This window comes from Rhizobium lentis (assembly GCF_014200175.1).
In the GTDB taxonomy this organism is placed as follows: Bacteria; Pseudomonadota; Alphaproteobacteria; order Rhizobiales; family Rhizobiaceae; genus Rhizobium; species Rhizobium mulingense.
This window is the reverse complement of record NZ_JACHBD010000013.1, coordinates 31,429-55,365: the sequence shown is the minus strand read 5'-3', so window position 1 is coordinate 55,365 and position 23,937 is coordinate 31,429. Positions and strand designations below refer to the sequence as shown.

The 23,937-nt window shown below is 56.0% G+C and carries 14 protein-coding genes and 1 pseudogene; 11 read left to right on the top strand and 4 right to left on the bottom strand.

Features of this window, described 5'->3' with window-relative positions; all coding sequences use genetic code 11:
* Positions 1 to 170 precede the first annotated feature (170 nt).
* The 3 genes from GGI60_RS26130 to GGI60_RS26120 all read right to left on the bottom strand — a co-directional run bounded on the left by GGI60_RS26130 (position 171) and on the right by GGI60_RS26120 (position 7,468).
* The gene (locus GGI60_RS26130; RefSeq protein ID WP_183934861.1) at positions 171 to 3,776 is read right to left on the bottom strand and encodes a caspase family protein; all 3,606 of its coding nucleotides are present in this window, start codon (positions 3,774 to 3,776) and stop codon (positions 171 to 173) included.
* Between the two features lie 82 nt (positions 3,777 to 3,858).
* On the bottom strand, positions 3,859 to 4,074 hold the full coding sequence (locus tag GGI60_RS26125; RefSeq protein ID WP_183919306.1) for a hypothetical protein: 216 nt from the start codon (positions 4,072 to 4,074) through the stop codon (positions 3,859 to 3,861).
* Between the two features lie 94 nt (positions 4,075 to 4,168).
* Complete coding sequence (locus GGI60_RS26120; RefSeq protein ID WP_183919307.1) at positions 4,169 to 7,468, bottom strand: DEAD/DEAH box helicase family protein; 3,300 nt, start codon at positions 7,466 to 7,468, stop codon at positions 4,169 to 4,171.
* 274 nt (positions 7,469 to 7,742) lie between these two features.
* Here GGI60_RS26120 and GGI60_RS26115 point away from each other — a divergent pair, with 274 nt between their 5' ends.
* The 10 genes and pseudogenes from GGI60_RS26115 to GGI60_RS32815 all read left to right on the top strand — a co-directional run bounded on the left by GGI60_RS26115 (position 7,743) and on the right by GGI60_RS32815 (position 20,816).
* Positions 7,743 to 9,131: an AAA family ATPase gene (locus GGI60_RS26115; protein ID WP_183919308.1), complete on the top strand. Its 1,389-nt coding sequence runs from the start codon at positions 7,743 to 7,745 to the stop codon at positions 9,129 to 9,131.
* Complete coding sequence (locus GGI60_RS26110) at positions 9,131 to 10,009, top strand: hypothetical protein (protein WP_183919309.1); 879 nt, start codon at positions 9,131 to 9,133, stop codon at positions 10,007 to 10,009. Before GGI60_RS26115 ends, GGI60_RS26110 begins: the two co-directional genes overlap by 1 nt.
* Before the next feature lie 66 nt (positions 10,010 to 10,075).
* The gene (locus GGI60_RS26105) at positions 10,076 to 10,684 is read left to right on the top strand and encodes a DUF2026 family protein (protein WP_183919310.1); all 609 of its coding nucleotides are present in this window, start codon (positions 10,076 to 10,078) and stop codon (positions 10,682 to 10,684) included.
* Positions 10,685 to 10,861: 177 nt separating this feature from the next.
* Positions 10,862 to 11,326 (top strand): hypothetical protein, encoded by a 465-nt coding sequence (locus GGI60_RS32180; protein WP_246720485.1) that lies wholly within the window; start codon positions 10,862 to 10,864, stop codon positions 11,324 to 11,326.
* A gap of 7 nt (positions 11,327 to 11,333) precedes the next feature.
* A complete protein-coding gene (locus GGI60_RS32175) occupies positions 11,334 to 11,927 on the top strand; it encodes a DUF3800 domain-containing protein (protein WP_246720484.1) in 594 nt (197 codons plus the stop codon).
* 93 nt (positions 11,928 to 12,020) lie between these two features.
* A complete protein-coding gene (locus GGI60_RS26095) occupies positions 12,021 to 14,249 on the top strand; it encodes a hypothetical protein (RefSeq protein WP_183919311.1) in 2,229 nt (742 codons plus the stop codon).
* 106 nt (positions 14,250 to 14,355) lie between these two features.
* Positions 14,356 to 15,831, top strand: a pseudogene (locus GGI60_RS26090) (ATP-dependent nuclease); the annotation flags it as partial.
* Positions 15,832 to 16,277: 446 nt separating this feature from the next.
* Positions 16,278 to 18,008 (top strand): ATP-dependent helicase, encoded by a 1,731-nt coding sequence (locus tag GGI60_RS26085; protein WP_183919313.1) that lies wholly within the window; start codon positions 16,278 to 16,280, stop codon positions 18,006 to 18,008.
* Between the two features lie 107 nt (positions 18,009 to 18,115).
* Positions 18,116 to 19,357, top strand: coding sequence for a hypothetical protein (locus tag GGI60_RS26080; protein ID WP_183919314.1), 1,242 nt, complete (start codon positions 18,116 to 18,118; stop codon positions 19,355 to 19,357).
* Positions 19,358 to 19,538: 181 nt separating this feature from the next.
* Positions 19,539 to 20,816 carry a reverse transcriptase family protein gene (locus tag GGI60_RS32815; protein ID WP_409527279.1) on the top strand — a complete coding sequence of 426 codons (1,278 nt, stop codon included), beginning with the start codon at positions 19,539 to 19,541 and terminating at the stop codon, positions 20,814 to 20,816.
* A 91-nt stretch (positions 20,817 to 20,907) separates the two neighbouring features.
* Here GGI60_RS32815 and GGI60_RS26070 read toward each other — a convergent pair whose 3' ends face one another.
* Positions 20,908 to 22,047, bottom strand: a complete 1,140-nt coding sequence (locus GGI60_RS26070; protein WP_183919331.1) for an RHE_PE00001 family protein — start codon at positions 22,045 to 22,047, stop codon at positions 20,908 to 20,910.
* Positions 22,048 to 22,550: 503 nt separating this feature from the next.
* On the opposite strand from GGI60_RS26070, the gene GGI60_RS26065 reads away from it, so the two are divergent.
* Positions 22,551 to 23,468, top strand: coding sequence for a recombinase family protein (locus tag GGI60_RS26065; RefSeq protein WP_088396723.1), 918 nt, complete (start codon positions 22,551 to 22,553; stop codon positions 23,466 to 23,468).
* Positions 23,469 to 23,937 lie beyond the last annotated feature (469 nt).

Genomic DNA, 23,937 nt, shown 5'->3' with positions numbered 1-23,937 from the left:
CGCGGGTGAAAACTGCTATGCTATGTAATTCCATTAAGATTCACTTCCTGCCGGCAACTCTCGATCCAAGATCCGAACATCTGCCCCACGCCACTAAGATATCGTGCTGCTTTGTCCTGTTAAAAATCATTGTGCACAGTCTGGTAGGTCCTCGCAGGGGTGCCGCAGGATTAATACTGAATTCGCAACAGGTCTGAACGATTTATATTGAAATCGAAGAGCGCCGGTGTTTGTGCGTGTCGTGTGACGTCCTCGATGAGGGTTGGATCGACGATGGGGTCTCTTGTGCTCTTCTTGCCGTCGATGATCTCCTGGTAGAGGCCGGGGACCCGCTGTTCGGCATAGGTGAGCCATTCCTTCATCGACACGCCGTCGCGGCCGTCCGCATCGGCAAGCGCCCTGGTGCCGGAGGGACGGGTCAGTGCCTCCTTCAGCGCGAAGGTCAGCAGTCCCTGCCCGTATTTGCCGCTCTCGAGCGCGACATCGGCAGCCTGCGTGGCCGCCAGGATCCGCATGCCCTTGTCATAGGCCAGCTGACCCAGCCCCCGGTCGCCCATCGGACCCGGCTTGAAGCCGGCCGGCACGCTTCCTGCCGAATGGCAGGCGTCGATGATCATCACCATCTCACCGGCATCCACCTCGCGCAGCCACGCCGTCAGTTCCTCGCTCGAGATCAGCTTGTCGACAGATCCAGGCCCGATCGGCGCCGTCCCGGAATCCGACGGCAGGATGTAGAACCGGCCCTGATGCGCGTAGCCGTGCCCGGAGAAGGCGAGCACCACCACATCATCAGGCGTCACCTTTCTGATCCGGTCGACGACATCACCGAGCGCCGCACGCAACCGCTTGCGCTCGCCCTCCCCCTTGCCCGCCAGAAGATCGAGCACAGCGTGGATGTTGGCCTTGGTGGCCTGATCGATCGCAGCGACCTGACGGCCGTCGTCCTGATGAGCGACATCGGACACAAGCGTCAGCGGGATCACCTCGTAGTCCGCAATCCCCTTGAGCGATGACGAGATCACCCGGGCATCCGCCGCCGCATAGGTCAGGCGCAGGCTCGCCTTCTCGTATTCGTTCACCCCGATCGTGACCACATAGGCCCGCGGCTTGGCTGTCACGCCGATATCGCCCGCCACCGTGTAGCTGTCATCTGTCGCCGTCGTGCTCTTGACCCGATCCTCGTTGAACCCATAGGCGGTGAACGTCACCTTCTTGCCCTGCTCACGTGCTGAAAGCCGGACTTCGAACTCGCGCGTCACCTTGCCATCGGCATTGGCAACCTCAGACAGAGCGCGCCAGGCTGCAACATCATCCGATGCAATTCCATCTTGGGGCGGTTCCGGCCATTGGCCGACCAACTGTCCATTCCGGAACAGCCGGACGTCATAGACCCCGGTGCTCGTCTTGCCGTTCGGCTGCGTCGTATCCGTCTTGCCAGACGCCTCGACCGTCACCCGCACCACGCCCGGATCAGAGGTCGCCTTCACACTCAAAATCCGCACATCAGGCTGGATCCGGTTGAGCTCGGCAAGCGGTCGAACCGGCTGGAACGCCTCCGCACAGGCTTTCGGGTTCTTGCCGCTCGCCTCAGCCTCGTGACAGGCCAGCAGCCGACCCAGAAGACCCGGCTCGTAATAGTCCCGCATGAAAATCTCAGGCGATAACGGACGTAACGGATCGTCCGGCATCAGCCAACCGAGTGGGGAGAGATCTTCAACTCGTGAGTCAAATCTTTCGGATGCAATCGTAATTTGCATCTCAGTCGAAAGCGATACTCGTGCCAATTGGTTTGTATGGCCAGGCCGCCGACTCCAAATGTAGACATTTCCACCGACAGTCTTGGCGGCAATCACATGTTCTCCACCAACCAAATCTAATGCCGTAACGCTCTCGCCATTTGGTACGCCTGGATAGCCTTCAATCTCCTGGCCGGTTTGTGCTGAGAGTTCAAAAAGTCGCTTTCCCCCCACGATGACAGACTTGCCTTGATCAGCGAATCTCACGGCCAGGGCGCTTTCATATCCCCCCGACCGCCAATCCGGCGTAGCAGAGCCAACCTGCCACCGACCAACGACCCCGGAGCCGTCTTCTTCGTAGGACCACCCAGCAACAAATGATTTTCCATCACTTGCGACATCCAGATCCCGAATCTGTTCGTCGCTGGAAATGTAGGTCCGCACAACATCCAGTGTGGCCGCATCGACCAGCTTGATGGTTCCGTCCCAAGAGGCGGTAAGCATCTTGCCGTCGAAAACAATCATGTCGGTCACTTCGTCAGTGTGGACCGCTTGTGATGCCATGATCGCCCGATCAACAAAGTCATAGATGATGATATTGCCGGTCCGGAACTGGTCCACTCCGCTGCTGTCTCTGACCGCCAGCGCAACTCGCCGTCCATCGAGGAATGCGAAATTACTAAATCCGGGCCGTAGCCCGCCAACATTAATACATTCGGTCGCCTCACCCGTCGTCGCAGATCTTAAGCAAACGAAGTCGCCCTCGAGCGTCGTGAACCGCGATTTCCCCGGCCCAGCTCTGACTTTCAGGATCTGAGAGTTAGTGGTTGACTTACGTGAGAAACGGCGCGAACCATTCGCCAGATTGATGCCAATAACATTCTCCGAGTCCGAGAGTACGAGAATGTTGTCTTCAGGTAGGAAGATCTGGTCGTACGCTTTCTCGCTTTTGTCCAACCCGCTCAAACTGACGTCAGCGCATGCGGGGAAACCCTCCCACATCCAGGCGCCCGTCCCCCAGTTCGATATGGCGACCGCCTTCGACAGGGACGGCAAGACAGCAAGCTTTGCCAATCGTATTGGAAGGGCGGGACAGACAGGCTCGATTGAGAAATTTCTCAAGTTTACACGTTGGAGTTCGTATCCTACACTTTTGGCGTCGCGCGTTGCTGCATAAACGGCGTCTGTATCACCAGAAACACTGGCCAGATCACTGACCATCTTCGAAAAACTACCGAAGTCCGATAGCAGTTCGCCGCTGGCTACATCCCATAAGTGTATCGACGGCCCGCGCATTTCGGTCGTCTGCACGTCGCCAGAAGCACTCAGGAGCTTTTGCCCACCGTCAACGAACATGATATCTACGACATCGTTGTTATGGGCATCTCTTTTCCAGCTTTGCCGCCCATAGTTTCCAGCCCAAAGGAACACCTTGGCTGGCGACTTACCTTCCTGAACGGTCTGGTCGTTAACACCCTGCGCAGCAGCGATTTTGGCACCGTCAGGAGAGATCGCCACGCTGCTGAGCGGACCCTCGACAAGATACTCCTTTTCTTTGACAAACGCGCTGCCGAAAGACCAGAATGTCACTTTGCCATTCCGCTCTACGGCGGCGAAGTTCTTGCCGTCCGCTGAGATTTCGACATCCTGGTAGTCGCCATCGTCCAAATCTTGCATTAATTTCAATGCCGGCAGGCTCCACACCTTCAACCCGGAATTTGCGGCCGACACCAGATACCGGCCCCGCGGATCCACCGCAGTCGCCCGAACCCAACTGCTGCCCGGGGAAACTTCTGAAATAATCACTCCTTTGGCGCTGTCGACTAGTATAAACCTGTCCAGCGTCGACAAGACCAAAAACTTCTCATCAGGCGAAGCTGAGATGTCCAGGAAGGTGTGCGCGCCGCCAATCTTTGTTGCAATTTTGGGGCGGTCTGGCACTTGGGCACGTAAAGCCACATTTGCAAAACCGAAAAAGCCGAAGAAAAGCACGACGACGCAAATAAATCTTTGATGACTTGCTGACCGCATGGCTTGCATCGCGCGATGAACCCCGGTTAAATTGCAAATTGACCTTTGAGTTGAAACGCGTCAATGCTGCTTACTATCAAGTTCTTGCCACCTAGAGACGCCACCCGCCAGTGCGATTTGAGATCGGCGCGAGCAGCGCATCATAGCCCTTCTGGGGTTCCGTACATGCCGCATTTGTCCAAGCACGCCCCAAAATACTGTCATTAAAGCGACCACATGTTTCACGGAGCATTAGCACCTGCAAAATTTGTAGAGCTTGATATTCAGACTTGGCTTTGCGAAAAACGTCTTCTTCATTACCGGCCATTCAATTTTCCTATCGAGGCGGAAGCTGGACCGTCCATATCTAGCACTCTCGAGGACTGACGCTTCCAATTTCCTGCAGGTTCAAAATCTCCAATTCAAGGACTGCATTGGAACGTGAATGGTATGGCCCACGTGTCCATGAGCAGTGACTGTGTTGCGGCGAGAATTTCCAGCTGCCCTTTATCCTGCTGTCGGATTGCCTCTGATTTCGAGTACCCAGGCTGGACCGCGGTCATCTCAAAACGATAGTCGAATTCGCTCCAGCGGTTGTGCCACTGAATCAGGTCGATAACGCTGCCCTTCTCCAGCCGCGATAGACCATATCTCTTCTGTATCGCCGTCTCGCGCTTTCTAAGTCGGGCGAACAACAGGTCGGGCCGTTCCCTCCACCGGATCGCCTTCTGCGTCTGGCCACAGACCTCATAGAGATCGCCGACCCTCGCTGACGGGGTAACATCGCTTGCGTACTTGCAGTGGAACATCGCCACCGTGATGACGTCGCCCTCCTTCTTGATGGCCACGACATCTGCGGATTCCCCGGACCCGTCATCGTCGAAGACGACATCGAACCCACCGCTCTGCAGGAGTTCGTCGATTACGCGCCGCTGGATGCTGGTCGCGTCCTTGTCCCTCCCCTGAGACTCCTTCTTGATGTTGACGCCTGACCAGTTCCGTACGATCAAACGGTCGGGATCGAACGGCGGAGCATGGTCATCAGGCAGCTTGAGCAGCTCGGACGCCAAAAGCATGTTTCCGTCAGCGAAGTAGATATGGGGCGGATCGTCCTTGAACCAGGAGACCAGATCCGTGATCCTCTTGCCGATGCGGACAGCGCTCGCTGCAGTCGGAATATAGTGCGCACCGGAGCCGTCTATGGTCATCGCTACATCGACAAACCTGTCATCTCCGCCGACCCTCATAACGATCTCGGTGCCCGGAACCTGAGACAGGATGCGGATCTCGCAATCGTAGAACGGAACCGAGACGTCGCCGAAAACCAAATCTACACGGTCGTCATCGACGTGGAGGACCGCCTCCGGCCAATTAATGGCGACGGCGTGCTTTTCAGGCATCGAGGTAAGCTTGGTGGGCTGAACCAGGCGGCGCAGGATACCGTCGGGCTGGATTGATGAGTCCTGCAGTTTGGCACCGATCACCTTGCACCATTCCATCCAGCCTGCGAACCCATGAACGGACTCGTATGACCAGATCTTGCCCTTCGTGGAACACCCGATCGTCGATTTGCCGCTCGCGGTGTAACCCTGGCCAAAGATGTTCGTCTTCATCCGGCCGCGATTGGCGGGATCGTCGGTTAGCTGGGGAGCTATGTCGCTGCCCATGAACTGGGAATACCTGATCGGCTTCCGAACGGCCTCCGAAAGACCGAGATGGCTTAGGATCAGGCGCTTGTAGCCGTCGAGCACCCTAAAGACATCGTCGCCGCGAATTCGTCTCGCGTCGGCCCCGGCAACCTTTTCGGCCAGCCGGGCGTGAAGGTCGCTTAGGTTCGAACTGCTGACGTAGAGAAGCTGACGCTCGTCGTCCCAATGGCACGCGTAAAGGTGATACGCGGTATTTACAGGCTGCCTCATCGACGTCCATTTGAGCTTCTCTTCGGTCTTCAACACCCAGATCGCAAGCCGCTCGGCGTAGTTGATCGACGGACCTTCAATTATGGCGCCGGGCCCAAAGGCATCGACGATCTTGTTCGGATCCCATCGTTCGCAAGTGGTCTCGTATACGACCGCGCCGAGGCGAGGTGTCACCTGGTCCAGCGGAAAATCCGTCGGCGGCTGGTCGAAACCCTCGAATACTTCCTGCCGCCGCTCTTCGCGGGCGGTGTTACGGGTTCCGAGGCCTTCGAGCAGATGGTTCCAGTCGGCGTCTTCATTATAGAGTGCCTGAAGACTGTCCCGCATGCCGGCGGCCACGACGTTGGCGATCACCGTCGCGTCGCCGAGGTCTTTACGCGTTCTGGTGAATCGCCCGACGAACTGAACGGTAATTGCTTCGCTCTGATGCTTGTCGTGCAGTGCCGCGATCTTGAGTTCAGGAAGGTCGAAGCCCTCGCCCAACATGTCTACGCACACCACGATCCTGCTCTCTCCAGACCTCAGCTTCCGGAGAGCCTCCAGCTTCGCCTTAGAAGAGAGGCTGCTGTAAACGATGACGGGATTGTACTCCGGCAGAAGCTGGGAATACATGCGATGCAGCTTGACGGCGGTATCGATTATCCGACAACGCGCCATCGCAAGATGGACGTGGCCCTCTGCTTCGTCTTGGACCAGTGCAGCCTTGACGGCCTGGATGATCCGCTGGTCGGCGTCGTCCCGGTCGAGACCGTAAATCGGCTTGAAGTGGATTTTCTTGAAGTACCCCTCGGCATAAGCCTTGGCAAGCGGGTAGTTGTAGATGAACTTGCCATCGACGCGTCGCCCGTCGGTCCGGTACGGCGTCGCAGTGAACTGCAGGACGATGCGGTTAGCGAATTGCGCCCTGAATTCCCGCCACGTCTTGGCGGCGATATGGTGCGCTTCGTCGACGAAAAGGTGGCTGACAAGCTCCACCATCCTCATCTGGACTTCCCCGCCTGCCTTGGCGACCGCGTCCATCGTCGTGACGACGACGTTGACCCGTCTGAAGATTTCGTCGACCTCCTCAACCGACTTGGGGATTTCTTCGAGGGTCGCAACGACGGGTAATTTCGCTTCAGGAGCGAGACAGCCGCTGTCCTTGAGAACCCCGAGGCTCAGGAACTTCTCCGAGATCTGCGCCCGCAAGGCATCGCTCGGCACGACGACAAGAAGTCGCTCGACCTCGGCGACGACCATCAGCGCTAGCATCGTCTCGGTCTTGCCAGTTCCGGTTGGCATGACGATGGTCGCTGGGGCGGAAGAAGCAGTCCAATGGCCGAGGGCAGCATGTACCGCCCCTATTTGGGGCTTCCTGAGACCGCGCTGGACAACGATATCGCCAACTATGCGCTCTTCGGCAAAGGTGAATGCCCCTCGCCAAGATGCGCGTATCTCCGCGCACCCGGCTTCGAGTTGCTCGAACGGGATGCTGCTGGCATCGGCGGCGGCGGGTCTGATCCAGACACCTGGGGTCGGATCTCTTCGGAACTCCGCCAGGCTCAAAGCTGCCGGATGGCGAAGTATCTCGTCGCTGGGCAGATCCACATCGGTCTTGCGAGGGATCACTGCCACCTCGCGCCGTCCATCGGGAGTGCGGAGAAACAGTCCCCGAACTCGCTTTTCAGTGAACTCGTTCGCAGAGGCGATCAGCTTGCGGCCGGGATGGCTAAGTCTCCGGACAGAGGCACCGCGGATTTTACCAGCCATCGAGAATTGCGGCGGAAGCGAAATTTCGAGATCTTCTTTGAAAAGCGTATCCACGTCGCCTCCAGGCAAAAGAAATGCGGACCCTTTACTGTACCCTCAATGGTAGTGCAGCTCCTCAGCCGCTGCAACGCCGGGAAAGTGAGGCGAACTATTGCAAGCCGCCTGTTCCACAAGAGAGTTCGAACGGAACGATTGCATTACTCACCCCGAGCCCTGTGCACAAGGCTGCTACCATCGGGCGAGGCTAGTTTGCTTGCACGACCAAAATGCGTATCATGCGTGCCACGCGAACAATCAGTGGATTCCGCGACAATGACATGGAAATCATATGACGGTCTCGCCTTCGGACACTCCGACAGAACAGTTCAAGCTCTTTTTCTCTTCGCAGACGCCCTCCGACGCCCGATCGATCGAAAATAATACTATTCTGATCACCCCGTCTGGAGACAGTTTCGACGATTTCCGCTTTAAGACGCGGATCAATGTTTTCGTTCGCCGGGACTCTGCTCGCCTGACAGCCGAATTTTCTGGCATGATCGGCTTTCTCCAAAGCTCGAATGAAGAGGTGAATGGCGCTGATCTCATCAGGAGTGCGGCTCCAGACAAGGCGGTTGTCCCCGGGGACGACTTTCCGAAATTCTTCACACTACTGCCCGACCTCGATGCCTATCGCGGGCTCGTTGCCGATGCAGACGTCGCTAGTGCTCGCGAAATTCTGCTGAAAACCTGCGATCTCGTCGCGTTGGGTGAGTTTTCCGCAAACTCTCCGATCGTGCGCGACGCGCCGAACACTGCGGTTTTCCAGTATTCCTTAACGCGTACCGCGGAAGCTTTTTTTGCCTACAAGAACGCAGGACCGATCCTGCGAGGTCTCGGCCATGAGGAAATCGGTCGAATGTCGCCGACGATCGCCGTGTCGTTGGGCACGGCGCGACGCCGGCAATATGTTCGCTATTCACGTTATGCCCTGACGCGATCCACCCCGACCCGAAAAGCCGGCGGTCTGATCAGCGCGATCGTCAGCGTCGCCCGGTCGAACCAGGCGATCAAGGATCGCAGCCGATGGCAGATTTTCCTCAATGCACTCGAAGCGCTGGGTGACCCGAAGTCCATCTGGGTCTGGACAAACGACGGCATTATTCCATTAAGCTCTTTGAACCAGGGCGGTGAACAGGAAAAACTCAGACGTTTTGCGTCGCTTAACACCCGGCGGGATCCGGTTCGTTTCTCCGATGGCAACGCGCTTCGCCTGAGTAGCGGCGAAATCTCTTTTCTCAAGTTTGCGGCCTATGTGAGCTTGGAAATCGACAACAGCTCTCTTCTACTCTTCGACGAGCCCGAGACCCATCTGCACCCGAACTTTATAGCGCGCTTCGTTTCAATCCTGGACAGCCTGCTGGCGCAGACCGGGTCCGCAGCCATCATCGCGACGCACTCTGCCTATTTTCTCCGAGAGGTTTTCAGGGAGCAGATCTCGATCCTCAGGGCTGATGCCGACACACGCATTGAAGTCCAGAGACCGCGCCTTGCAACGTTCGGTGCAGACGTCGGAGAAATTTCCTACTTCGTTTTTGGAGAAGACGAACCTTCATATCTCGCGCGGGAGTTGGAGAGAAACATCCAGTCATCGGGGATGACCTGGGATGAGGTCCTCGAAAACTACGGCAATGAGTTGTCGCTGGAATTCCTGAACGAACTTCGGGCAAAGATCGGCTGATGCGCAAAATCTCTTTTCCGATTTTCGATGACATCGCAGGCGTCGATGCTCTCGTCGACAACCACAGGCTTGGAAGTTATCCGGGCTTACAGGCATTCCGGCAAGCCCTGAAGACCGGCTACGTGCAGTATGACAGCGTCTCGGGGAACGCGCAGGCGGTCGTGCAGGTCCCGATCCCGGATCCATTGGATAAATGGCTGCGCAAACACTACAAAGATTTGCCCACCAGCCACCACCCCATCGATGACATCCGCGAGGACAATCTCGCATTACCATGTTCGATGTGTGGCTCCTTGCACGCACACACGCTGGATCACGTTCTGCCAAAGGAAGATCACCCGGCATTTGCGATCTTCTCCAAGAATCTGGTCCCGGCATGTGATTGCAACCTGAAGCGTGGCCAGAACTATAGGGGCCATGCCGTGGGAGCGCGCATCCTCCATCCATACTATGATGCATGCATGGACGAACGTCTGTACGCAGCGAAGTTTTCCGGCATGGATGCAACCGTGATCGTAGACCTCGAAATCCTGGTTGCCCTCACGCACCCGGACAGGCCCGCGATCGAATACCACCTGGACAATGTGATCAAGCGGACTGGCGTGCTGAACTGGCTGGGAAAACAGTGGGTCAAGTTCGTGCGCGCGCCGCGAAAGATCGTCGGGTCCCTGAATTTTATCCCCACCAACCAAGCTGAATTGATCGCAGCCATCTGCGAGCATCGAGATGCGCGGGACTATGCTCAGGATTCTCTCAACAATTGGGAGTCGATGTTCGCACAGGGCTTGCTCGATCCTGCGGTCATAGCCTGGCTGTTCCCGAGACTGTCAGCAGCCGGTCGCAGCGTCGATGACCCGGTGATTGCCGTGGCGACATAGACGAGCTGGAAGCTCGCCCCTGAAGACCTAACGCCTGCCCAAACGAGCGCTGAAAGCACCCTTACCATGCTGATCAAACAAACGGACTATCATAGGATCTACCGGGTCATTAACAGCCTCGTTGTCAACGAAGGCGGCAATCCCGCATATGCCTGTATGTACTTCAGCACCTTCGGTGCGTTTATCCTTGAGCATCATTACAAGATACAAGCGACGCCCAAAGGCGGTCTCGCCGCCTACAATCTTGATGGATCGATGCTCCTTTTTGCCGATCACCGCGACGACGGTTATGTCACCGGCGCCGGCGAAAACTTCCATTGCTGGACCGAGGCCGACGGCTGGGCGATCGATTTCATGGCCCCTGCTTTTTCAGAGACGGCCAGTCCGCTTGGCGTGCCGTCAAAAATGTTCCAACGACCCATTTCGGCAATGGCGTCGTCGATCAATGATCTCAACCATTCGGGCTCCTTCTTTCACCAATCGGAGCCTGAAGCGACAGCCGGCCGGTTCGCGGATTGGCAGAATCTGCCGATGATCGGTGACCTCGCCAGCATCGCGGTGAAGTGGTTTCGTCGATCTCCCAAGCAGATGCTTCCCTCGATTTCGGTGGAAGATCAAAAAGGGAACCTCAAACCAGTACCCTTGATTGGCAACCCTCTCGCTGGTTCGTGGTAAGCCTGTTGATGAGATGAGAGCCTACAACCCCACTCCTCAACTGTCGCGTGGCTACCGATTGTCTCGGCAAACAAGGAACTTAGGAGATAAAGAGGAAGCCATCCTCTGTCCTTCGACGTCCTGTTCAAACCGGATATCGGGCGAAAAGGTAGCCGGATCATCGTATAGGGCTTAGGAATGAAGTGTTTTCGCATTGATGAGGGGGGCTATACGGGGTTTGATTTGCTCAACGCCGATCAGCGCTTTCAAGGCGCGTCTGCAGTTGCCATCGATAATGATGAAGCTGTAAGACTCATAAAGGAGCATTTTCCAACGCTGCAAGCCTCAGAGCTTAAGTATCGGGCTCTTTCTCGAAGGCCCGCAAATCATGCACGTTTGCTCGGCCTCCTGCGTGACATCCATGCACACTTCGACTGCACAACATCGATCGTGGACAAGCGCTACCTTCTGACCTTGTTCTTCGTCGATTACGGCGTTGAGCCGTATTACTATGAGCGAGAATTTGACCTTTACGCCGATGGCAGAAACTATGCTGCAGCATCACTTCTTTACCTCACAGGGCCTACGCTACTCGGTGAAGCCGAATTCGATGAATTGTTGCTGGCATTCCAGCTGGCCGTGAAGGAAAAGTCCCGCAGCTAGGATCCGGTTGATCTCTGCTGCCCGGAATTTGCGCTGGCAGGAATACCCCGAGCTTCTAGGTCCGCTCGCCAAATATGCATCTCCAGAATGTTGGGATGCGATCGCTAATCCAGATGTCAACACAGACGCAGCGATGGTTGTTCTTCATTCCATGATCACGCGGCTCGAAATGATGACGACCGAGCCCTATCGTATTGAGCACGATCAATCCAAGAACCTGCTGACATATCATCCTCTGATCCGGCGTTTCATCGACCATGACCGTGATATCGAGTTCCGACCAACGGAAATCTCCACAATGAAATTCCCTCTAAAGCTCCGGGAAGTCACTCAGGTGGACTCGAAAGCAAGCCCTGCTGTGCAGATTGCCGACGTGATGATCGGCGCAGCACTGGAGATGGCAAGCAACAAGTCTGGATTGAATGCTGGCGGACTAAACCCCGACGATGTCGAGCAACTCTACAGGGTCGGCCAAATGACGAATATGCTACCGTCCCTTGATTTCGAGGAGCAGAAGCGTTTCCGCAAAGGCACACAGTCGTCCGAAATGATCGACTATCTTGCTGCAAACATAGTAGACCCCAATCCGTCTGATGTCTAATGCAGACGGGAGAGATGTGCTCCCGGAGCCCGAAGTCGTAGGCGCTCGCGCCTAACGGTCGCGAAAGACACTAATGGGAGCAGAATTCCGGACATGAGTGAAAGCCATCTCAGTGACGACGAAGTAGCCGCTCTACATCGAGCGGGGAGTATCGCTGCTGAGAATTTTCGACAGACGCTCTCTGAACTCGTTGAAGAGACAACGTCAGCAGATCCATTAGAGTTTCTAGCTCGCGCCGTCATGATGGTGACGATCAATGGACTGAATCAATCTAAGCCAGAGAGCAAATCCAACCTGCAGCTGTTCCAAGTCGAGCTGATTCAGGCGCTAGCGCTTTCACGAAAGCACACCTTGTCCGATCCAGGCACTGATTATGCGGCGGTTACCGAGCGTGTTACTGATTTAATTCACCGGAATGCCCAAGCATATCAAGATCAAGCGAAGAGCAAAACCTCACCAGATCCGGTAGAAAACCGCAAACAGGAGATGTTGAACCTTATCCGACGGTGGACGCTGGCCGTTAGGGGCGCGCGCCAAGGTTACCAAACTCGGCAATACGCAAAAGAGCTGGCGACTTCCATCAATCAATCGTTTCGGCATTATTACGGCTGTGAAGCGACGGAAGTTGTCGCAGCGCTTTTGGCAATTATTGATTTATGCCACAGCCGCATCAAAGCGCACATGGAGGACATGCGCTCCTGGATGATGCCGAGAAACGCTGGAAAGGGGTTGCTTGATGCCTTTACCCGCAACCTCAATCCAGAAGAAAAGGCAGAGATTACCACCCGCGCAGCAGCGGTCCGTCATGACCGGAAACAGCTCTTCGCGTTGCTATGGAATATCAATGAACAGCGCTGGGCGAGACTTTTTCGATTCTCTTACGTAGAATTAGTTTCGACTGCTCCGCTGGGCCAGGCGCAAGCAATTATCTCGGTGCTTGAGCAACTGTCACTCAATTTCGGCGACGTCACGGAGGCAGATCTTCAACACCTCCACCTCGATAATCCCATCCAGCGCAGGCCATTGATCAAGCTGAACGATGGCGAATTCTTCTGCGTCGGACCGCAGATCCTAGGCGTGCACCTAGCTGAGATTGTCGAAAGCCTATGCGGGAAATATCCCAAACTCAAGAAAGCGGCGGAGAAAGCCCGTGCCGACTGGCTAGAAACGCGGCTTAGCGACGCTGTTCGAACATTCTTGCCGCATGCCGATGTACGCGAACAAGTTAAATGGAGTGATGATGGTGGTGTCACAACTTGGGAGTCCGACCTTGTTGCACTCATTGACAAGACTGTCCTGATTTTCGAAGCAAAATCGGCAAAGCTTAGTGCTCCGGCTCGCCGAGGAGCGTTCCGCAGCTTGAAGGACGCGCTGAACGAACTAATCGTAGCGCCCTCTGCACAGTCCTTGAGATTGAAGCAACGGATCCTCGATGCAAACGCGCCTTTGTCATTCAACTCGCGCCAAGGCGCCTTTGAAATCCATCCAAAGGGAATCCGCGACATTGTGCGGCTTAACATCGTTCACGACGCGGTTGGCCCCTTATCATCACATTGGCCCCAACTTAAACAAGCCGGCTTTATTCCTGAGGATGCGGATATCGCGCCTACGATGTCAGTATTCGATCTGGAGACTGTCTTTGAGCTGGTTCCAAGGGAGGTTGAACGCTGTCACTACCTGACCCGGCGAGCAGAGATTGAAAGAAATTCGACCTATACCGCCGACGAGTTGGACCTGCTCGCTCTCTACTCGACAACCCGGTTCAATATTGGTGAGGACGAATATGACGGAGGCCACCTCGCATGGTACGGACTGTCTGGATCGCTGAGGTACATCCACGACGAAAACCGTGGGGTTCGGCTATCTGCGCGTCTGGCTGCCACTACACAATTCTGGTCCAACATTCTCGAAGGACTCGAAGCCACTCGGCCTGAAGGCTGGACGCGGTTCGGTCACCGGCTGCTCAACGTTGACATTTCCCAGCAAAAGCAGATCGAGAAGCTTGTAAAGGAGGGAATGAGGAAAACGCGTGGCCGGCCGGATCTCTTTTTTCACTCCGGCGTCACATTCGGTGCTCGAAAGAAGATGCAGACGATTGCCGTTGCAGTTGGAGCACCGGTTCTACCAGCTCAGTTCGAGCGGAACCTCATGACATGTGCAGACAGTGCGCTTGAACAGGGCGGCCAGGATGATGTCCTGATCCTGTATTGGTACATGCCGAGAACCTCCGAGCCTTACGACTTCATAGGTGTTGTAAAACAGCAGCGACTAAAATCACCATTCGCCAAATTCAACGAGCCGTCATGGGTTTTGCGTGGTTGATGACCTTTGTCCCGTCCCCCTTCGTTAAATTCAACGGTGGATTGCGCTGTCTCATTGTCGAAAAGTCTCCAAACCCCTCGTATGATTGGTAAAATGGAGCAAATCGATGTTTCTTAAGACGTTAAAACTTCAAAATTTTCGTTCCTTTGAACAGTCTGCGATACAACTTCAGCCCGATCTCACCGTTTTCGTCGGCGAGAACAATGGCGGAAAAAGCAATGCCATCGATGCGATGCGCCTTTTGACTGCTCCACTCGGAGGCCGAAGAGAGATCTATTGCGAGACTACGGATGTTCGTTTCCAAGGCACAAGTTCGCTTTTTGAGGTCGTCGGCGAATTCGAAGAACTGACGACGGCGCAGCAGGGCCGAATGATTTCAGTAGCAACCGATGCCTCTTTGAACAAGGCCGCTTTCGGACTGACGTTCGACAAGGATCAGACGTATCCGAAACCATCACTTTGGGGTGGGAGACCCGGAAACAGCCCGGAGCCGGGATGCCACGATACTATAAGACATGTGTATCTGCCGCCGCTGCGAGACGCAAAACGTTCGCTTGCGTCTGGAAATCCAACCAGGATCATGGCCCTCCTGAAGCATTTCCTGGAAGGCTCTTCACCCGAGGCCCTAGCGAAAGAACTGGCGCGTACGCCGCGGCACGATGTTTTGAGCAAGGTCGATAGCGCTGTGGAGAAAGGACTTCAGGCTCTTACATCGGGTGTCCGCCGACAGTCTGCATCGATCGGCTTCGCTTCGGACGAGTCCCTGATCGACATTGCAAGAGACCTGCGGTTTCGTTTGGCTGACCACGGTGTAAATCCTGAGGATCTGCGATACTCGGGTCACGGCTACGCGAACCTACTCTTCATGGCCACGATCGCCGTCGAGCTGGAAAAGGTCCGCACCGCCGATTTGACGCTTTTCCTTGTTGAGGAGCCAGAAGCCCATCTGCATCCGCAGCTCCAGGCAGCGGTTCTCTCTTTCTTGCGCGACCAAGCAGAGCTATCTCGCAAGTCTCAGCCAACAGACGGATCTTTTGCGGGCGAGATACAAATCGTTGTGGCAACTCACTCCCCAAACCTTTCCGCTTGGGTATCGAGCGAACGGCTCGTGTTGTTCAAATCTTCACCCACCGTAACAACATCTGATCATGGACCGCAGCTAGACGCGGCGATTATTGAGGGTAGTGCGGGGTCGGCGCTATCGGACGAATCGAGCGATGCCTCCGAAACCGTGGTGGAGGCGACGATCACCGCTGCAGCGGTCAGAAGATCATCGCGTGTCATACCGATGTGTGAGCTCCCCTTGAATAGCGTCGACCGCCGGAAAGTCGACCGCTATCTCGATGTAACCAAAGCGGCACTGCTTTTCGGGGGGCGAGTGCTGCTCGTCGAAGGGATCGCGGAAGCACTTTTGCTTCCCGCTATCGCACGCATGCACACCCTCAATGGCCATGAGGAAAAGCTGCGGCTTTTTATGTCGGCCGTTTTCGTTGCGATCGACGGGGTTGATTTTGAACCCTACGTGAAGCTCCTCCTTACGACGTTGAACGATGCCAGGATCGCTGAACGCGTGGTCGTTCTTACCGACGGTGATAAAGGGCTGGCCCCAGATGATGAAGAGGATGACGGTGACGAGGATGAAGACACGGCGGCCGAACGAGCCTCGCTCGAGCCTGAGCTGATCCCAGGAGAGCGAAGACAAAAAGCCTTCACAGAGATAGCCGACAAGTTGGGTGCGAAGCCTTTTTTTGAGGCCATCAACAGCACTTACTCGCTTGAGACCGAACTCATCGAGGCAGGCAATATTGATATTCTGCGAACAGTCTATCTTGAGCTGCATCCAAAGTCGGCAAAGAAGTGGGACAAAGCCACCGCGCTATCGGGCGACGAACGCGCTAAAGCGGTCCACAAGATCTTCAAATCCACCCGAAAAGGCGATTTCGCTCAACTCCTGGCAAAGGAAATTGAAGAGGGGAAACCGTTCAAGGTCCCCGCCTATATCAAGAAAGCTATCGAAGCGGTCGTCGCGTGAACGAAAATTCTTACTCTCCCACACCAGAGCAGTTGGCCGTAATTAAATGCCCCGGCTCTGCATTCGTCGTTGCCTGTCCCGGGGCCGGCAAAACGCGCACGCTTGTCGAACGAGCCCGGCATGTCTTGCGGGACGGAAACTCTCCTCGCGCGATCGCATTTCTGTCGTTTACGAACGCGGCGGTAGAAGAACTCGAAGCTCGATTAAAGGCACTCAACGTCCTGCCGCACCCGATTTTTCCAAGCTTCATCGGGACATTTGACCGGTTCCTTTGGCAATTTTTCATCGTTCCATTCGGCATAATCGGAACCGATGCGAAACCAACGCTCGTCCCGGACAAGGGTCAATGGGAAGTCGTTCCTTTTGAAAAGGCTCAGTCGCTTCCTTTTGAAATTTTTGACCGATCAACGGGCGCAGTAGACGAAGATCTTGCGAAAGATGATGGGTTTGACGTCGATACCCGAAACATAACAGCATGGGAAACCCGAGCGCTGAGAATGCAGAAAAATGCACTCGGGAAAGGCTTGATCGATTTCGATGATGTCCGGACGATCGTAGCGGCGCGGCTTGAGAACAGTGAATTTCGAAAGACCCTGGGCGCCGTGCTAGCAGCACGCTTTGGAGAGGTGATCGTCGACGAATCGCAAGACTGCAACCCTACTGACTTGAGCATCATCGAATGGCTGAGAGAGTCTGGAATTGCAGTGAAAGTCATCTGCGATCCGAACCAATCAATTTACCGGTTTAGAGGTGGGGTCACCGATGAGCTTTTAAAATTCTGCGCGAAATTCCCCGGCGACCAGCAGCTTTCAATGTCGGGTAACTTTCGCTCCTCACCAAGTATCTGTAGAGCCATCGTAGCTCTGCGCCCGTCAAAGGTAGCCCTCCCACCAGATGAAGCACTTGGCCCCTTCAAGAACGAACAGGCTTTAGTTCATCTGATCTCTTATTCAGGGCTCAAGGTACCGAGCACAATCGGCTCCACATTCAACGCCCTTATAGAGCGACTTGGAATTACACATTCGCGATCACCCGTCATTGCCGCCACGAGAGCTAGCGCCGGCAACGCCATTGGCCTTCCATCGCCGACCGACAGTCAAGACGCGACCCTTTTGCTCGCAGAAGCGATCATGAAGTATCAGTTCGCATTTGCTGTTGGTAATCGACGCGAGGGTCTCACGAATTTGCATCGGACGGTGCTTTTCGTTCAACAGCATATTTCGTCAATCGGCGCTTATCACACCCATATGTCGGAGGCAGGCTTGGACGATGGCCGCTGGCGACCGCAAATCATCTCCATCGCAAACGATCTCGCTTTTCTCGAAAGCGATACGGCAGACAGCTGGTTGGATAGAGCAAGAACGGTGCTCGCGCCTGGCCTGAAGGGCGAGCGGTCGATCTCGCAGCGCCTGCGCAAGAACAAAGGTCTTGCAATCGCTCTATCTCAACCGCCTTTGCAAGCCCCGCCTGCTCAAACCATTCATTCCGTAAAGGGGATGGAATTTCCGGCGGTATGTGTAGTTCTCACTGTCAGGTCGGCCGGGGGGATACTAGATCATCTTGAAGGTAAGCCCGCTGACCGCTGGGAAGAGGATGCCCGCAAGTTGTACGTTGCTGCGTCACGTGCACAGAGATTTTTGGCTCTGGCCGTTCCGAAAAGCCGCATCGCACGACTTCGGGCTCATCTCAGTCAAGCTGGTTGCCGGACAGACCTTACTGAACTTTGAGAGCACAGCATCGCGAAAACAGCTAAGTTATTTTAGCCCGCCCGTTTTTATTGCGGTTCGAGTTTGTCTTTTCTGTCGAACCCGGTGGACCGCGTAGTGGAGGTATAGTGACACAAAAGTTCCTAGACAATAACCGAGTCATTGCTTGGCTGGAGAGGTTCGACGAAGCGGATCGCGCGAACGCTCGACTTCTTCTGTCCCTACTGAAACTCGTTTCCGCCAACGAGTTTCGGCAAGCCATGATGGAGCTGTTGGAAAGACAAATTACCGAGAGCGAACTTCCACTGGCGCTTTTCAACGAGACGGAACGTGCGAAACGTAAAGGCAAGCCACACCGCCTATTCAAAGAAACGAAGGTCGGGAAAACGCTACGGGCGGAGGACAAGGTCGGTCCAGCCCTGGTGCCGCGCCAACGATACATCGGAGAACAGATTGGCAGTGAGGGCGTGACCGCGAACATCTTAACTCAATTCCAGAAACTGCATAAGCGAGACGTTCTCCTGAGCCCCGGCGCTCAGATCATTCGGGAGAGGAAGGTTCGACGCTTCGTACTAGCCACGGATTTTATCGGTTCGGGGGATCGAATAAATGACTTTCTCAACGCTGCTTGGCGGGTCCGGTCCGTGCGAAGCTGGTGGTCTCGTCGCGAAGCAGCTGGTCTTTCCTTTGATGTGATAGCCTTTTCAGGGACAACAGATGGCATCGAACGTGTAAGAAACCACCCATGTCAGCCTACGGTTCACGTAGCGGTAGTGTGCCCGACAATTCGATCAGTGTTTCCACCGTCGAAAGCTGCGGAGATTGAAGCTTTTTGCCAAAAGTACGTGCCCAAGCGACTGGCTGAGGTAGCTCTAGGTTATGGTCAAACAGGCTCGCTCATCGCCTTCTCCCATTCCATGCCGAACAACGCGCCGGCAATATTTTGGGAGAAATTCAAAAGGAGCAAGCCGCTATTCCCCTCAAGGGTGACCGTTGACGTGGGATCACCGTTCCCACTGGCTATTGGATCTGTCGCAGAGAAAGCGCGATTGGAAGCCGCGGTCGGGCTGCAATCGGCCAGCGAACCCGCTCAACCGATCACAATTGAGGCCATTGTGCTGGCTGCCTTGCAGCGAGGGCCAAGGCTTCCCGAAGCCATCTCCGGTCGACTTGGCTTAAATCTCTTTGACGTTAATGAGGCACTTCTGAAACTGAGAGACTTGAGTTGGATTGACGGCCATAACCAGCTGACAGATCGAGGCCGCCTCGTTTTGCACAGGCTGGCACTGCCCTCCGCAGCTAAACAGCTTCCAAAATCAAGAAATGGGTACTACTTTCCAAAATCGTTGAGGGTTCCCCGCGATGTCTAGTGGATGTCGATTCGAAAGGATTGGCACCGATGGGCCTTCGGGCCCTGGGCCGTCGATTACGACGTGTTCGCGATCAAGCGTCCGCTTGATGATATCCTTGATCGAAACGTACGGCCATGGCCGCCGCAGCGCACGTCTCGCTTACGTCTCGATCAACGAAACCCTATGGGGGTCAAAGTAGATGGCGTGGAACTCTCAACGCTTTGTAAGAGCTGGCGAACTGGCGGGCGTTGATGCCGACATACTCAATAATGCCGTGATTATCGCCGAGCAAACCCTTCGGGTCCAATCGTCAGGCCCGCCAATTCTAACTTTGGGTCATCTCGCTCATCTGAGCGGCCAAAGCGTCAAGTATCTACGGAGCCTCGTGTCACGCGAAGGCGAAGACCCCTACAGGCAATTCACGATCCGAAAACGACCAGTCCCGAACCAATCCCCTAGACTGCGATTCATTGCTGTTCCCGAGCCTCAGCTTATGAGCCTTTTGCGCTGGATCTTGTCTGAGATTCTTGAAAAGGCGCCCTGCCACCCAGCGAGTTCGGCATTTGCACCGGAAAGCAAGCTTTTCAATGCCGCTTTCAAGCACCGGGGCGCGCAATGGCTAATCAAGGTTGATGTGCGCGATTTTTTTGAGTCCATAACCGAGATAGACGTCTACCGGGTCTTTCTAGAAAGAGGATATCAACCTCTCACGGCCCTCGAGCTCGCTAGAATTTGCACACGCCTGCGCGATGTGCATCGTGAAAAGGGAAGCATAGCGACCCGTAACAGGCGTAGCAGCATGCGAACGCCCAACGGCATTGGAGAATACAATAGCAGGATCATGGGAACCTTGGCTCAAGGGGCTCCCACTAGTCCGATGCTCGCAAACCTTGCAGTGAGGGCTCTCGACGAGAAGCTTCAGGGCGTCTCTGAGAAATTCGGGGTGCGCTATACGCGGTATGCAGATGATATTATTTTGTCGACTACCGATAAGACGTTTGGCCGACAACGTTCAATCCAGTTGGTCGGAGAGATATACGCCGCGTTGGGCCTTTACGGCCTAGCACCTAACACTAGCAAAACTCTGATAGTACCACCTGGTGCACGCAAGGTGGTATTAGGGCTACTGGTAGACGGTTCAAAACCGAAATTGACCCGAGAATTTCGTGCTAAAATGAGGATGCATCTGCATTTTCTCCTGCATGAAGGCGTTGGACCTAGGGCGCACGCAGCTAACCGCGGCTTCTCGTCTGTCGAAGGGTTACGCCAGCACCTCTTGGGTCTTATCGCTTTTGCGGGCCAAGTCGATCTGCCCTACGCTTTGCGATACAAAAATCTGTTCAGATCAATCGATCTGGAACGTCGACGGCATTTGACGTCAAGCCAAAGCGAATCTCCTTTACGCTTGGGTTGGAAGCATCTTCTTGAGCCGGCTGGCGCAACTCTTGGCTCAATTAGGCGTAGCCATCCCACATAAGGGGCCCTTAATTCCCGCCTACATTCTCTCCATCGATGTCGCAAACAGTAACCTGAGCTCTGTCGCTTTGTCATAACCGTATCGCACTGGATCAGACGATCCCCCATGCCCGAAACCTCCCCCTCCCCGTCATCTCCCTCAGCCCCAGTTCCAAAACGATCCGCCGCGCCGCTTGCGGCGTGACCTCAAGCGTCTTCGCCACCATGCCGGCAGATACCAGCGGCTTTGCCATGACCAGCTCTACCAGTTCCGGCAACCTCGAGGAGGCGCGTCGCCCCTCCAGCCTCCGCTCGAACAGGGTTCGCGCCAGCACCAGCCGGTCATGTTCTTTCATGCCGATATCCGCGGTCGACAAAAGCCCGTGGGCGATGGCCAGCAGCCGCGTTTCGCGATCGCGATGCCGGCGCCGATCGACGGGGATGGTTTTGAGGCCGAGGCTGATGGCGGCGAGATGTGCACCGGTGGTGATGCCGGCCTGCCGCAGAATCGAGGAGGCAAACAATCGGCCGAGCCAAGGTGCGTGCTGAAGGACCAAAATCTCGTTCCAGGCATCGAGGGCGACGATCGCCTGCAGCACCGCCGGCAGGTGCTCGGCCTGTCGCAACACGCCGCGCCATTCTTCGAACCGGGCATCCTCATCCCAGTCGAGGTCATAGATCATCGGATCTTTTTCCGACCCGCTGCCACGGCCAGGTCGGGTGGCACTCTCGATCGCCGCCTCGGACCGGGCCAGTACCGCATCAATGGCGGCATAGTCGACACCGGGGAGGCCTTCGCCGCTGTCAGCATCGTCCCCCTCCCCTATCGGCTCGACGGCGACAGGCCGCTTGGCCGCGGCGCCCCGCTCAGCATCATCGGCGCTGACCGATGTCACATCCGAGGTTTGCCTGAGCGCGCGAATGCCGTCGGGCGACAGTGCCCAGACCGGTGGTTGCGCGGCAATGCGCCGCCGGGTGCGCAGCACGTCGCCGGCGATTGTCAGTTCATGGGTGGGTGTGCGAATATCGCGGGTGTCGTCATGGAGAACGAGGTCTTCGAGGTGAACAAGTTCGCCGTCGATCCAGAGCGACGCACACGCGTCGGTAAAGTGGGATCGTTCGATCCAGCCGGCGCCGACCGGCGAACGGGCGATCCGCTCGTCAAGACGTGTGAAAGCGATACCGGCGCGAAACGCCGGTTCCAAAAGACTCGAAATTGCCAATCTGCCGAAGTCGTAAGCCATTGATTTTATGGTAAACGATTTCTTATAGGAACTCTATATGTATCTTAGGGTTCGCTAGTGGGCATTATTGCTGGCTAGGCGTCTCACTTCCGATAAGTAATGCTTATCGGATTTGGAGCCGCAAATCAGTGTGTCGGTCGCCCCGGATCCCCGAACGCCTTGTTTTCCGGGCTTCCAAGGTGATTTCGGCCGGGATGACCGGACTCAGTCATCGCAAAATTCGGCGACCGCCGTCGGTGCACATGGCTGGTCCTCATTTCCGGAATTGAGCGCCGGCGCCCTTGAGCAGGCTTCTCCGCCCGCAGCCATCACCAAAGCCGCTGTTTTTCCGGCATTTCCGCCCTGGAAGCCCGCTGACGCGCATTTGCCACTGCGGACGCTCCATTGCTCGTCGGCGGTAGCATTTCGAGTCTGACGGGCCGCTATTCAATGCCTAAAATACGCTTGCAACTACTCCTTTTCTCACGCATTCCTTATCTGTACAAAGCACCTGAAATACCCGTGAGAAAACCATGGCAAAACGGCCAGGCGCCAATCCATCGTCAGCACCCAAACGGCTTATCGGCTATGCACGCGTCTCGACTGATGATCAGGTCCATGATGCGCAGATGGACGAGCTGCGCGCCGCCGGCTGTGAGCGGATTTTTCAGGAGCAAGCATCAGGTGCTTCACGGGCACGGCCCGTCCTAACGAGACTGCTCGGCGAGCTCGCCGCCGGCGACGTGCTTGTTGTTGTCCGGCTGGATCGCCTTGCTCGGTCGGTCAGCCATCTGTTGCAGGTGATCGAGGACCTTGAAGAACGCGGCGTCCATTTCCGGTCGATCCGCGATCCGATCGATACGTCCACACCACAGGGCATGTTTTCCCTTCAGGTCCTCGGCGCGGTCGCGCAGCTTGAGCGGGCGCTCATCGCCGAGCGCACCAAAGCCGGCATTAAGGCGGCGAAGGCGCGCGGCAAGCTTCCTGGAAATCCGGGTCTGCGAGAACGACGGCCGGAGGCGATCAAGGCAGTCTCGCAAGCACGGCATAAGTTATATCTTGATGAACTCATTGCATCGGCGCAGACGTGGCTGCCGATGGTGCGGCAACTCCGGCCGCAGCACAGTTGGGACAATGTCGTGCGGGTGCTCAATCGCCGTGGCCACGACTGGACCGTCGAACGCCTTCGTCGCGCTGTTCATCGCATGGTCCGCGAAAAGCTGGCGGAGAAGGAACTCCTTGCTCGGTCCCCTCGCCGCGCTCCCGAAGACTACCTGATGAAGCTGGTGGCAGCGATTGCCATTGCCGATCCCAATCTGTCGCTGCGCGACATCGCCGCGCAACTGGACCAGATGGGAGAACGGCCTGTCCGCGGCGGCAAGAAGTGGCAACCGTCCTCGGTGCGGGTCCTGCTGGACGAAGCCCACCGGTTTGGCCTCATTCGCCGCTGAGGGCACGGTTCATCCGGCAACCGATGGCAGGGTGTTTCTTCTTGCCGCTATTCGACGGCATAGCTTGCAGGTCCGGCTTTGGGGATCTGCAGCGCCAGGACCGCTAGTCGCTATCGCTCCATAGTTTCGGCTCAGCGCCTACATCCTCGACCGCGGAGGCGGCTTCTTCCCCCTGCTCGCCCTCCCTCCCTCGGAACATGCTGCGGTTTCAGCCGCGGCGATTACGTTCCGTAGAGGCGCGCGGGCCATGACCCTCGACGGCGCCATTGAAAGCCGATAACGGCCCCCTCCCCTCGCGGCCAATCCATCTCGGCCGCACGAAGAATTCGGGCGCGAGCTAGGACCCAGTCAGACAGTGTTTGTTTCATTCAAAATCCCATAAGCGTTTCGGCGTTCTTTCGAGGATGGTCGACAATTCGGTTGGGCCTTTGTCCACGCCGGCAGCTATGATTTCTACAAGAATGACTAC